Genomic DNA, 12966 nt, shown 5'->3' with positions numbered 1-12966 from the left:
AAAGGCTTCGTATAAGGCTTACACCATTCCTTACTCGCTAAGACTACTTCCATATAGCTACTCTTCTCATCATAGTAATAAATTTTATAATGTTTATTACGATTTTACACCAATTCACTAACATTTGCAACTTTAAATCATAAGATAATTTTAGGTAATATTTTATGGAGGATTATATGGGTTATAAGGGGTTTCTAGAAGAAAAATTTATTGAATTAAATCAGCTAAAAAGTATGTTAGTAACATATCCAAAGGAATACAAAGAAAATATATTGAATGTGATGGAGAGAGTTTGTAATCAAATTAATTCATATTTAGAAGAAGTAAGTTTTTATAACAAAAAAAAAAATAGTGAATTACTTCAATTAACTGAGTCGGAATTAGCTTTATATAATGGAGAAAATGGAATGCCAGCATATATTGCAGTAGATGGAACTATATATGATATGCGTGATATACCTCAGTGGAAAGATGGCAAGCATTTTGGAATTAAGGCAGGGGCTGATTATAGTAAGGTTTTTAAAAGTTGTCATGATGGAGATAAAAGTATTTTATCAAAATTAAGAGTAGTAGGTTTAATGAATTATAAGGAAAAATGTACCTGGGAAGAGTAATAAAAAATTGCTACGATATTAAATCGTAGCAATTTTTTTATTTTATTCAGTTCCACTTTCATAAGAAGAAACCAATTGAGCAGGAAAATTAAGCATTTGCGAATCTTTTACTATTCTTTTGAATTCATATTCTAACTCTCTAAATTTAACATCTACATTTTTACTTTCATCAATATTAATTATGCAATAAGTTGCGTTTGGACGGCCTATTTTGGGTTTACCAACACTTCCTACATTTATAAATATTTTATTATTAAATTTCTTATAGGAAGGGATATGAGTATGAGCACAAACTAAAATATCTTCTTCTAATTTACTCATTACTTTTTCAGTATTTTCTTTATCTTCAAATAGGTATTCATTTATAGCATTTGGACTACCGTGAGTAAATTTAATTTTAACACCATTAATATCATAATCTAAATATGTTGGTAATTGTGATAAATAATATTTATTTGATGCCCTAACTTCTTCGCATGCCCAAGGGAGTGCAAAGGAATTAATGCTAGTATCTCTTATAAATGTAAATCCACCATCAACTACAGAAGCATCATAATTTCCTTTTATACAATGAATTTCTCTTATTTTGATTAAAGCAATAACTTCGTTTGGATGAGGACCATAGCCAACTAAATCTCCAAGACAAATTACTAAATCTACTTTTTGTTCATCAATATCTTCTAATACCTTCATTAGTGAGTAAATATTTCCGTGTATATCTGAAATTGCAGCTATTTTCATAAGATAAGCCTCCTCAATAAATATAGAATGTCAATTTTATTATTGCATTTAAATATACATATTTTAATTAATAATCTACATAATTAAAAATAATATTATAATAAATAGATTTATTTAAGGAAAATAAAATATATTTATAAATCAATTATTAATAATACCAATCACATAATATATATTATATCATTTAAAATATTTGCTATAAATAAATTTAATAATATTATTATAAATAGATATTATTTATATGATGAGGTATATTATATTTATAGAAAAAAATTAGGAGGTAAAGTATATGAAATTAAATAGAGTCAACAATGTTTTAAAAGCGATGGAAGAGCAAGGATTAAATCAAATGATTATATCATCTCCTCCAGCTATTTTTTATTTAACTGGAAAGTGGTTTTCTCCTGGAGAAAGAATGATAGCATTATATTTAAATACAAAAGGAAATCATAAACTTGTAGTTAATAAGCTATTTCCTATATATGAAGACCTAGGAGTAGATTTAGTTTGGTACACAGACATTGAAGATCCAATAAAAATATTATGCACAATTGTGGATAAAGAAAGTACATTAGGTGTGGATAAAAATTGGCCTGCACATTTCTTAATAAAACTTATGGATAATAAAGGGGCAAAAGCTTTCGTTAATTCATCACCTATTATTGATAGATTAAGAATGATAAAGGATGAAGAAGAAATTGCATTGATGAAAAAATCTTCAAAAATAAATGATAAAGTTATGCGTGAATTATGGAACAGATTAGAAGAGGGAGAGACAGAGAAGTATTATGCTAATTTATTAGTAGATTTATATGAAAAGCATGGAGTAAATGAATTTTCATTTTCGCCAATAATTGCTGTTAGCCCTAATGGAGCAGATCCCCATCATCATTCTAGCAATGATACTATAAAAAAGGGACATAGCATAGTTATAGATATAGGTGGAGTATATAATTCATATTGTTCAGATATGACTAGAACTGTATTTTTTGGTGAAGCACCAAGTGAAAGACATGCAAAAATTTATAATATAGTTAAAGAAGCAAATTTAAATGCTATAAGTAAGGTTAAAGAAGGAATGAAGTTCTCCGATATAGATAAGGCAGCAAGAGATTATATTGAATATGCTGGTTATGGAGAATATTTTACTCACAGAACAGGGCACAGTATTGGAATAGAAGATCATGATTTTGGAGACGTTAGTTCATCAAATCATGAGGAAATTAAAGCTGGAATGATATTTTCAATTGAACCAGGAATATATTTAAAGGATGACTTTGGTGTAAGAATAGAAGACTTAGTATTAGTAACTAAAGATGGATGTGAAGTTTTAAATTCAGTAACAAAGGATATAACTATAATCTAAATTAAAGAGGTGCATCAAACATATTTGATACACCTCTTTAATAAATTTCATAGTTAATTTTAAGATTTTTATTTAAAATAATATACCTGCTATAGTTGCAGTTAAGCATGTAGCAAGTACCCCACCAATAAGAGCCTTAAATCCTAGTTTTGCAATAGTTCCCTTTTTATCAGGAGCTAAACCACCTATACCTGCTATTTGTATTGCTATAGAACTAAAGTTGGCAAATCCACATAATGCATATGTTAATATCATTACAGTTTTTGGTTGTAATACATCAAGAGTTATTAAATTTGCAAGTTCAGAATAAGCAACAAATTCGTTTAATATTATTTTTTGACCAAGTAAACTTCCAGCTGCTGATATATCAACAGTAGGAACTCCCATAACAAAAGCTAATGGGGAGAATAACTTTCCTAGAATCCACTGAAAACTTAATTCTGGGAATCCAAATAAACCTCCAATAGCTCCAATTATAAAATTAATAAGGGCTAATAATGCTATAAATGCAAGTAACATAGCAGCAACATTTAATGCTAATCCTAGCCCATCACTTGCTCCATTGGCAGCAGCCTCAACGATATTAGAAGCTGTATTTTCAACTGAGATATCAGTTGAGTTTTTAGTTTTACTTTCTTCTGTTTCTGGAACTAAAATTTTTGCAAGTATTAATCCCGCAGGAGCAGCCATAATGCTTGCAGCTAATAAATGGCCTGCATTTACACCCATTGCAACATAGCCTGCCATAACGCCACCAGCAACAGTAGCCATTCCACCAACCATTATAGCTAAAAGCTCTGATCTAGTCATATCTTTAACAAAAGGTTTAACAAGAAGTGGTGCCTCTGTTTGACCAAGAAAAATATTACCAACTGCACTTAAAGTTTCAGAACCACTAGTTCCAAGTAGTTTTCCAATGAACTTAGCAATAAATTTAACTATAAATTGCATTACTCCAAGGTAGTATAGTACTCCCATTAATGCAGAAAAGAATATTATCGTAGGTAATATTTGAACAACCCATACAAATCCTATTCCATTAGTGTCAGCAAGTGGACCAAATAAAAAATCTGTTCCTTCCTTAGTAAAATCTAATAATTTTGTTATTGCACTACTTGCACCTTCAAAAATTGTTCTACCAACTGGAACTTTTAAGATCAATATTGCAAATACTATTTGTAAGCCTAATCCAGCTATTACTAGCTTCCAATTGATTTTCTTTTTGTTTTCAGACAGCAAAAAGGCTATTCCAATTATAACTATAACTCCTATTATTCCAACAAATCTATTCAATTTAATTTCTCCTTTGTTTATCTCAATTTCTTCTTATGTATATGATTTACTTTAATTGAAGTTAGATTACTTCAATTATTTTATTCATAAATGTAGTGAATTTTTCCTTAACCATATTAGAAGTTTCTACTACTTCTTCATGGTTTAAAGGTTGTTCTAGTATTCCAGCAGCCATGTTAGTTAAGCAAGAAATACCTAAAACCTTCATTCCAGAATGATTTGCTATGATTACTTCAGGTGCTGTAGACATACCTACTGCATCTCCACCAAGTATTCTTGCCATTCTTACTTCAGCAGGAGTTTCATATGTTGGGCCACTAAACATCATATAAACACCTTGTTTTATATCTATATTTAAGTCTTTAGCCACGTTTAAAGCTCTGTTTATTAATTCTGGGTTGTATGCATTTGACATATCCGGGAATCTAGGACCGAATTCTTTAAGATTGGCACCTATTAGCGGATTATCTCCAGAGAAGTTAATATGATCATTTATAAGCATTAAATCTCCAGGCTTAAAGCTTGTATTTACTGCTCCAGCAGCATTAGTAACAATTAATTTTTCAACTCCAAGTAATTTCATTACTCTAACTGGAAAAGTAACTTCATTATAAGAATATCCTTCATAGTAATGGAATCTTCCTTGCATTGCAACAACACATTTTCCATTTAACATACCAATAACTAATCTTCCAGCATGACCTTCAACTGTTGATATTGGAAAGTGAGGAAGTTCCTCATAAGGGTAAAATTCAGGGCTTTCTATAGAGTCAGCTAATGAGCCTAATCCTGAACCTAAAATTAAACCGATTTCTGGTTTGTATTTAGATTTTTCCATTATAAAATCTGCAGCGTTTTTAATCTTATTTGATAAATCCATAAAATCACCTCTACTTTAATATTTGTACTATATAAGATTTTAAACAATAAAAAAATTATAGAATAGTACTTATAGTCTTGTAAATTATAAAATAAACTTGTTCAAAAATAAACATAAAAACCAAATAATATCAATATTATTAGTGTATTAGTCAAAAGATGGCAAAAAGAAAACTATAAGAAGTAGATTTATATAAAAAAATTCATATAAGTCTGCTTCCTATAGTATTTGCTAATAAAACAATAATATAAGTTAAATTTTAAATGACAATTATTTTAATATTATATCGGCAACTTTTACTACGTCTCCAGCGCCGATGGTTAGAATAATATCATCATTAGAAACTACATTTTTTAAATAATTTGCAGCCTGTTCATGGCTATGAATATTAGTACATTTAATCCCCTTAGCTCTTATTGCATCTCCAAGTTGTTCTGAGTTTACTATACCAGTATCTTTTTCTCTTGCTGCATAAATATCCATAAGCAATAGTTCGTCTACCTCTGAGAAGCATTCAGTAAAATCTTCAAATAGAGTTTTTGTTCTTGTATAAGTATGTGGTTGGAATACAGCATAAATATTTTTATGAGGTATTATTGTTGCTGTATCTAAAGTAGCTTTAATTTCAACAGGATGATGAGCATAATCATCAATTATTGTAGCTCCATTGAATTCACCTTTATATTCGAATCTTTTATGTGCACCCTTACATTCTCTTAATCCTTCTATTATTGAAGTATAAGGTATATTAAATATTAATCCAACACAGATAGTTGATAAAGCATTTAATATATTGTGCTTACCAGTAGTATTTAAAGTTACATCGAACAATTCATCATTATCCTTACATACAGTAAAGCTCGCGCGACCTTTATTATCAAAAGATATATTTGTAGCTCTTACATCGCCTTTATTTATACCATAACTAATTGTGTTACACTTTGCTTTATTTAATATTTCATTTACATTTTCATCTTCACAATAACCTATTAAATATCCATCACTTGGTATTATGTTTGAGAACTTTTCAAAAGTTTCTTTTATATGATTTAAATCTCTATAATAATCTAAGTGGTCTGCATCTATATTTAAAATAACTCCTATATATGGATAAAATTTTAAAAATGATTCCTTATATTCGCAGGCCTCTGTTATGAAATATTCACTATTTCCTATTTTGAAGTTACCATCAATTACATCTAGTTCCCCACCAACTAATATTGTAGGATCTAAGTCAGCTTTTAAAGTAACATGTGAAAGCATTGATGTACAAGTAGTTTTTCCATGTGTACCTGATATAGCAACATTGTATTTGTGGCCTTTCATTATTAAACCTAAAAACTCGGCTCTATCCATAAGATCGATATTTTTATCCTTTGCTTCAATTATTTCTGGATTATCTGATGGAATAGCAGCTGTATAAACTACTAAGTCAACATCTTTCAAGTTACCTTTATCATGACCTATGTAAATTTCAGCACCTTCAGATTTTAATTTATTAGTAATTTCAGATTCTTTAGAATCTGAACCCGATACCTTAAACCCTTTTGTTAGTAAAACAGCAGCAAGTCCGCTCATACTAATTCCGCCAATACCTATAAAATGAACTTTCTTATTTATATCTTTGCTTAAATCAAAAGACAAAAAATCAACCCCTTTATTATTAAGAATTCTTTTATAAAAATTACTGTAAATAGTTTTCACTTTATAATTATATACAAATTTAAGAAAATAAACACATAAAAAAGCTATATTTAAATAAATTGATAAAATTTTATTAAAAAAAATAATAATTATAATCTAAATAGAAGATAACTGATTAAAATCTATTGATATTGAGAAAAATATAGAATAAAATATGAATATTAGATGCTTAAAACTAACGAATAATTCGGAAAAAATTGAAATTGTAGGTGATATATTTTGGAAAAGCTAAGTAGAAATAGCAGAGTAGTGGCCATTACAAAAATTTTAACTGAGAACCCAAATAAGGTTATAGGATTAAATAAGTTTTCAGATTTATTAAATGCAGCAAAATCAACCATAAGTGAAGATATAGTAATAGTAAGAGAAATTTTAGAAAAATTGGAAATGGGAAAAGTTGAAACAATAGCTGGAGCAGCAGGAGGAATAAAATACATTCCAGGAATAGAAAAAGAAAGTAGAAAAAAGTTTGCTGAAGATCTTTGTGAAATGTTGAAGGATGAAAGTAGAATTGTTCCAGGGAACTTTATATACATGACAGATTTAATGTATAATCCTCAAATTATCAGTAAAGCGGGAGTTATATTATCTTCAGTATTCTGTAATAATGATGTGGATTATGTTGTAACAGTTGAAACTAAAGGAATCCCACTTGCTTATGAAGTTGCAAGGAACTTAGGAATTCCACTAGTTATAATAAGAAGAGATAACAAAGTAACAGAGGGATCGACTGTTACAATAAATTATGTGTCAGGTACTAGCGGGAGAATTCAGCAAATGTCACTTTCAAAGAAATCAATGAAAACAAAAAGTAAATGTATATTTATAGATGATTTCTTAAGAGGTGGCGGAACTGCACAAGGAATAAAGGATTTATTAAAAGAATTTGAAAGTGAATTAATAGGAATTGGAGTATTAGTAGATAACATAGGAGTAGCTCAAAAAAGAGTCGATGATTATATATCTATAGTCGAATTAAGACACTTAGGTGAATCGAAAGATTTAGAAGTTAAGCCTTCAAATTTGATAAATAATTAAAAAAACTTCGGGCAAGCTACACAAAATTTGAAAAATTTAAAAAATTTAAAAAATTTTTAAATAAAAGAAGGATTTTTATATTTTTTATAGAATTTAATATCTATCAGAGCAACGGAGGTGTAGTGCGATGACAATAACTGATGTAAGAATTAGAAAAATAGCTTCTGATGGAAAGATGAAGGCTATAGTTTCTGTTACATTTGACAACGAATTTGTAGTTCATGACATCAAGGTAATCGAAGGACAAAATGGATTATTTATAGCTATGCCAAGTAGAAAGACACCAGATGGAGAGTTTAAGGATATAGCGCATCCTATTAACACAGACACTAGAGAAAAGATTCAGAATTCAATACTTGAGGCTTATGAAAAAGCTAAACTTGAAGAAGATTCTGAAGAAGTAGTTGGCTAAATTATGTTAATTAAAAATAAAAGGGATGACCCTTTTATTTTTTTGTGATAATTTCCTTTATTTATTGAAAAAAATTATTAATAAAGCAATGTAATTCGATGCAAAGTAGGGCAGATACATAATGGAAGAGAATGAAGGAAGGATAAATAGGTTGAAATACTTTTTCTAATACAATATAATATAATGAGATGTTTACGAACGTTTTTTAAGTTAATTATAAATTTGTCCTTAACATTTTATAGAGGGGTGTTTTTTTATGTATAAATGTTCATTAATTTTAGCTGCTGGACAAGGAACTAGAATAAAATCTGATTTGCCAAAGGTTTTACATAAAGTATGTGGTAAAGAGATGGTTAATCATGTTATAGATACTATGAGAAAAGCTAATATAGAAGATATAAATGTTATCATTGGAAAAGGAGCAGACCTTGTAAAAGAAAAGACTTCTTCTAGAAATGTGAGCTATGCATTACAAGAGGAACAATTAGGTACAGGTCATGCTGTAAAATGCGCCATTGACTTTTTAAGAGGTAAAAAGGGTGTTGTAGGAGTTTTTTGTGGAGATGCACCATTAATAAAAGCTGAAACAGTTGATAATTTATTTAAAACACATATAGAAAATAAAAATAGTGCGACATTATTAAGTTCAATAGTTGAAGATCCAACTGGATATGGAAGAGTTGTAAGAGAAAATGATGAAGTTTTAAAAATTGTTGAACATAAAGATTGTACTGAAGAAGAGCTAAAAATAAATGAAATGAATGCTGCAATATATTGCTTTGATATAGAAAGGCTTTTAAATTCGTTAGATAAATTATCTAATAATAATAATCAAGGAGAATATTATTTAACAGATGTTATCGGAATATTAAAAGAAGAAGGAAATAAGGTTGGAGCTGTTACAATAGACTATGAAGAAACGATAGGAGTTAATTCAAGAATACAATTAGCGGAAGCAGAAGGAATATTAAGAAATAGAATTAATACAAGACATATGATTAATGGTGTAACATTAATAGATCCAAGCACTACATATATAGGGGATGATGTAGAAATAGGAAGGGATACTATTATATATCCAGGTAATGTTTTAGAAGGAAACACTAAAATAGGAGAAGGTGTTATACTATATCCAAATTCAAGAATATCAAATAGTATAATATTAAATAATGTAGAAATTCAATCTTCTGTTATTATTGATAGTCAAATTGGTGAAAGAACTACTGTTGGACCGTTTGCATATATAAGACCAGAGTCTGTGATTGGTTCGGGAGCTAGAATAGGAGATTTTGTAGAAATTAAAAAATCAACTATAGGGAATAATACTAAAGTGTCACATTTAACATATATAGGCGATGCATCTGTAGGTGAAAACTGTAATTTTGGCTGTGGAACAGTAGTTGTTAACTATGATGGACAAAAGAAGCATAAAACTACAATTGGGAACAATAGCTTTATAGGTTGCAATACTAATTTAGTATCACCAGTTAATGTAGAAGATAACACATATATAGCTGCAGGATCAACAATTACTAATGATGTAAAAGAAGGAGAGCTTGCAGTAGCAAGGGCAAAACAAAGGAATATCGAAGGTTGGGTGACTAAAAAAGGTCTTACTAACAAATAGTTATTTAGATAAACAAAAGTGCTAAAAATTTTAAGGAGGTCTTCACACAATGATAACCCATGGAAAAAATATTAAAATATTTACTGGAAACTCACATCCAGAATTAGCAAAAGAAATTGCTGACATACTAGGATTACCACTTGGTAAAGCTAAGGTTTCAACTTTTAGTGATGGAGAAATATCAGTTGATATAGCAGAAACTGTAAGAGGAACAGATGTGTTTTTAGTTCAATCAACTAGTTCACCTGTTAACAATAATTTAATGGAACTTTTAATAATGATTGATGCATTTAAAAGAGCTTCAGCAGGTAGAATTACAGTTGTTATGCCATACTATGGATATGCAAGACAAGATAGAAAAGCTAAATCAAGAGATCCAATAACAGCTAAATTAGTTGCAGATCTTTTAACAGCAGCAGGAGCTCATAGAGTATTAACTATGGATTTACATGCAGCACAAATTCAAGGATATTTCAATATACCAGTTGATCATCTATTAGGATCACCAATATTAGCTAAGTATTTTGTGAAAAATGGCTTTGATGATAGAGATGATGTTGTAGTTGTTTCACCTGACTTAGGAAGTGTTACTAGAGCAAGAAAGTTTGCTGATAGATTACATGCACCGATAGCAATTATAGATAAGAGAAGACCGAAGGCAAATGTATCAGAAATCATGAATATAATAGGAGATGTTGAAGGCAAAAAATGCATCTTAATAGATGATATGATAGATACTGCAGGAACTATAGCAAATGCAGCAAATGCACTAAAGGATTTAGGTGCTAAAAATGTATATGCATGTTGTACTCATGGAGTTTTATCAGGACCTGCTTTCGAAAGAATAAATAACTCTGCTATAGAAGAATTAGTTATGTTAAATACAATTAAGTTACCTGAAAAAGATGATTTAGTTAAATTTAAATCATTATCAGTAGCACCTTTATTTGCAGAAGCAATAAAAAGAATATATGATGATGAACCAATAAGTAAGTTATTTGAAGTTTAATACATAATAGGATAAAAGGCCTCTAAAAAGCACAAACTTTTTAGAGGCCTATTAATTCTGTAAATAATTAATAATTTGTAACAATTATTAATTATTATTTATAATTAATATAAAAAATTTTATATAAGATATAAATGAATTATAATAAAAGTAAGGATGGTGTTATTATGAATAATAGATTAGGAAAAGTATTAATTGTAGATGATGATGAAAATATATGCGAAGTAATAAATATGTATTTAATAAGTGCAGGATATGAAACTAGAAGGTGTCACAATGGAAGAGAAGCTTGTGCTGTTTTTGGAGATTTTAAACCAGACTTAGTACTGTTAGACATTATGTTACCTGGAGTAGATGGCATAGAAGTTTTGAAGTGGATTAGAAAATCAAGTGAAATTCCGGTGATTATGCTGACTGCAAAAGGTGATACGTTTGATAAGGTTTTAGCTTTAGAGCTAGGTGCCGATGATTATATAGTAAAGCCATTTGAGCCAAAAGAGCTTCTAGCAAGAGTGAAAGCTGTTATGAGAAGATATAATTATGATGAAAAGAATACTGAAATAATAAATTATTCAGATTTAGTTATTGATGCCAATTCTTATAATGTTGTTTATAAAGGTGTTGAAATAAAAATGCCGCCTAAAGAGTTTGAGCTACTTCATTACTTAGCAAGTAATAAAAATAAGGTTTTTACAAGAGAGCAATTGCTTTGTGAAGTATGGGGATATGATTATCCAGGAGATTCTAGAACTGTTGATGTTCATATTAAGAGATTAAGGGAAAAAATAAGTGGCGGAGAGAATTGGTTGATAGAAACGGTTTGGGGTGTTGGATATAAATTTGAGGTGAAATAATGAAAAAGAAAAGTGTAATATATAAAATTTTAATTACCTTTTCATCTATTACAGCAATATTATTAATATTGATTGGAATGGTTTTATCAGCTTGGATTAATAGGGATTATTCAATACTAAGATCTGAACGTATAAGTAAATACATGGAGATAATTCAAGGTTCTACAGAAGAATTTTTAAATGAAAATAGTGAAACTGGATATGAGGATTTAAAAAGTACAATGAAAATAATTAAAGCTTCTGTCGATATGGATTCAATAATTTTAGATAATCAAGGTTATGTATATGCCATATCTGATGAAAGATTTGAGGATTTAATGTATAACAAAATAGATATGAATGATTCAGATTTAAAAAGATTAAAATCTGGTAAAATGATAGAAAAAAGTTTTTTTGATAAAAACAATAAAAGATTTAAAACTTATACAACTCCATTATTTAATGGAGAGAGTTTTAATGGTATTATAATAGTTTTTGAAAACTCTGAGAGTACTGATTTTTCAAAAAAATTATACAGTGTGATATGGATATCTGTATTAGGAGCTGTTGTTTTATCAAGTGTAGTTGCATATTATTTTTCTCAAAAAATATTAATAAGTCCTCTATCTGAAATTAACAATGCAGCTAAGAAGCTTGCAAAAGGTGAAGTAGAAAAACGGGTTTATATAGACTCAGATGATGAAATAGGTGAATTAGCAAATTCATTCAATATAATGGCAGAATCTTTAGAAAAGGTAGATAATGTAAGACGTGAATTTATTTCAAATGTATCTCATGAACTAAGATCTCCAATAACATCAATTAAGGGCTTCATAACAGGGATTGTTGATGGTGTTATTCCTAAGGATAAAGAAAACTATTATTTAAATATAGTAAATGATGAAGTTTCTAGGCTGTCGAGGCTTGTAAATGATCTATTAGATATATCAACTATGGAGTCAGGAAAGTTTAAGCTAAAAGTGGCTAAGTTGGATATAAATGAAATTATAACTTTATGTACATTAAATTTAGAAGGAAAGATAAACGAGAAAAAAATTAGAGTTGAGGTTATATTTAATGATAGCTATGAGTACTGTATAGGCGATAGAGATAGGATAATACAAGTTGTGACTAATCTCCTTGAAAACGCTATAAAGTATGGCGATGAAGGCGGAAGGATACAAGTGGAAACATATGCAAAGGGCGATTTTGTATATGTTAGTATATTTAATAGTGGTCCTAATATTCCAAAAGAGGATATCAATAAGATATGGGAAAGGTTTTATAAAATGGATAAAGCTAGAACCAATAAAATAAGTACGGGGCTTGGGTTATCAATAGTTAGGTTAATATTATCTCAACATAATCAGGATATTTGGGTTAATAATATAGAAGGAAAAGGCGTTAAATTTACTTTTACACTTAAAAGATCAATTAAATAAAATTAAT

The 12966-nt window shown here is 28.9% G+C and carries 12 protein-coding genes and 1 other annotated feature (1 of these 13 cut by a window edge); of the genes, 8 read left to right on the top strand and 4 right to left on the bottom strand.

The features are described 5' to 3' along the window. Positions 1-82: a binding site (T-box leader), on the bottom strand; it reaches 218 nt to the left of the window's first position. 94 nt (positions 83-176) lie between these two features. Further along, complete coding sequence (locus tag J2Z25_RS06600; RefSeq protein WP_209739239.1) at positions 177-614, top strand: cytochrome b5-like heme/steroid binding domain-containing protein; 438 nt, start codon at positions 177-179, stop codon at positions 612-614. A gap of 42 nt (positions 615-656) precedes the next feature. Here the strand turns inward: J2Z25_RS06600 and J2Z25_RS06595 are convergent, their stop codons facing one another. Then, complete coding sequence (locus tag J2Z25_RS06595; protein ID WP_209739237.1) at positions 657-1355, bottom strand: metallophosphoesterase family protein; 699 nt, start codon at positions 1353-1355, stop codon at positions 657-659. Between the two features lie 289 nt (positions 1356-1644). Here J2Z25_RS06595 and J2Z25_RS06590 point away from each other — a divergent pair, with 289 nt between their 5' ends. Then, a complete protein-coding gene (locus J2Z25_RS06590) occupies positions 1645-2721 on the top strand; it encodes a M24 family metallopeptidase (protein ID WP_209739235.1) in 1077 nt (358 codons plus the stop codon). Between the two features lie 72 nt (positions 2722-2793). Here the strand turns inward: J2Z25_RS06590 and J2Z25_RS06585 are convergent, their stop codons facing one another. The 3 genes from J2Z25_RS06585 to murC all read right to left on the bottom strand — a co-directional run bounded on the left by J2Z25_RS06585 (position 2794) and on the right by murC (position 6538). After that, positions 2794-4014 (bottom strand): NupC/NupG family nucleoside CNT transporter, encoded by a 1221-nt coding sequence (locus J2Z25_RS06585; RefSeq protein ID WP_008681618.1) that lies wholly within the window; start codon positions 4012-4014, stop codon positions 2794-2796. Between the two features lie 61 nt (positions 4015-4075). Beyond that, positions 4076-4894, bottom strand: coding sequence for a purine-nucleoside phosphorylase (locus J2Z25_RS06580; RefSeq protein WP_209739233.1), 819 nt, complete (start codon positions 4892-4894; stop codon positions 4076-4078). 270 nt (positions 4895-5164) lie between these two features. Further along, positions 5165-6538, bottom strand: coding sequence for a UDP-N-acetylmuramate--L-alanine ligase (gene murC, locus J2Z25_RS06575; RefSeq protein ID WP_008681621.1), 1374 nt, complete (start codon positions 6536-6538; stop codon positions 5165-5167). Between the two features lie 279 nt (positions 6539-6817). Here murC and purR point away from each other — a divergent pair, with 279 nt between their 5' ends. From purR to J2Z25_RS06545, 6 genes are all read left to right on the top strand, one after another. Continuing rightward, positions 6818-7636 carry a pur operon repressor gene (gene purR, locus J2Z25_RS06570; protein WP_008681622.1) on the top strand — a complete coding sequence of 273 codons (819 nt, stop codon included), beginning with the start codon at positions 6818-6820 and terminating at the stop codon, positions 7634-7636. 127 nt (positions 7637-7763) lie between these two features. Then, entirely contained in the window at positions 7764-8048 is a 285-nt protein-coding gene (spoVG, locus tag J2Z25_RS06565) for a septation regulator SpoVG (RefSeq protein ID WP_008681625.1), read from the top strand. Positions 8049-8304: 256 nt separating this feature from the next. Further along, positions 8305-9675, top strand: a complete 1371-nt coding sequence (gene glmU / locus J2Z25_RS06560) for a bifunctional UDP-N-acetylglucosamine diphosphorylase/glucosamine-1-phosphate N-acetyltransferase GlmU (protein ID WP_209739231.1) — start codon at positions 8305-8307, stop codon at positions 9673-9675. A gap of 49 nt (positions 9676-9724) precedes the next feature. Continuing rightward, positions 9725-10684 (top strand): ribose-phosphate diphosphokinase, encoded by a 960-nt coding sequence (locus J2Z25_RS06555; protein WP_008681631.1) that lies wholly within the window; start codon positions 9725-9727, stop codon positions 10682-10684. 167 nt (positions 10685-10851) lie between these two features. Continuing rightward, positions 10852-11538 (top strand): response regulator transcription factor, encoded by a 687-nt coding sequence (locus J2Z25_RS06550; RefSeq protein ID WP_008681633.1) that lies wholly within the window; start codon positions 10852-10854, stop codon positions 11536-11538. Continuing rightward, on the top strand, positions 11538-12959 hold the full coding sequence (locus tag J2Z25_RS06545; RefSeq protein ID WP_008681635.1) for a sensor histidine kinase: 1422 nt from the start codon (positions 11538-11540) through the stop codon (positions 12957-12959). The genes J2Z25_RS06550 and J2Z25_RS06545 overlap by 1 nt, the downstream gene beginning before the upstream one ends. Positions 12960-12966 lie beyond the last annotated feature (7 nt).

It is taken from the genome of Clostridium tertium, from assembly GCF_017873245.1.
Classification (GTDB): domain Bacteria; phylum Bacillota; class Clostridia; order Clostridiales; family Clostridiaceae; genus Clostridium; species Clostridium tertium.
The sequence above is the reverse complement of the archived record's forward strand: the minus strand, read 5'-3'. Positions and strand labels throughout refer to the sequence as shown.

Bases quoted from the DNA above. Each gene is read 5' to 3' on its own strand.
- J2Z25_RS06600 (WP_209739239.1), top strand. From the start codon at position 177: ATGGGTTATAAGGGGTTTCTAGAAGAAAAATTTATTGAATTAAATCAG.
- J2Z25_RS06545 (WP_008681635.1), top strand. From the start codon at position 11,538: ATGAAAAAGAAAAGTGTAATATATAAAATTTTAATTACCTTTTCATCT.
- J2Z25_RS06550 (WP_008681633.1), top strand. From the start codon at position 10,852: ATGAATAATAGATTAGGAAAAGTATTAATTGTAGATGATGATGAAAAT.
- J2Z25_RS06580 (WP_209739233.1), bottom strand. From the start codon at position 4,894: ATGGATTTATCAAATAAGATTAAAAACGCTGCAGATTTTATAATGGAA.
- J2Z25_RS06595 (WP_209739237.1), bottom strand. From the start codon at position 1,355: ATGAAAATAGCTGCAATTTCAGATATACACGGAAATATTTACTCACTA.
- spoVG (WP_008681625.1), top strand. From the start codon at position 7,764: ATGACAATAACTGATGTAAGAATTAGAAAAATAGCTTCTGATGGAAAG.
- J2Z25_RS06555 (WP_008681631.1), top strand. From the start codon at position 9,725: ATGATAACCCATGGAAAAAATATTAAAATATTTACTGGAAACTCACAT.
- J2Z25_RS06590 (WP_209739235.1), top strand. From the start codon at position 1,645: ATGAAATTAAATAGAGTCAACAATGTTTTAAAAGCGATGGAAGAGCAA.
- glmU (WP_209739231.1), top strand. From the start codon at position 8,305: ATGTATAAATGTTCATTAATTTTAGCTGCTGGACAAGGAACTAGAATA.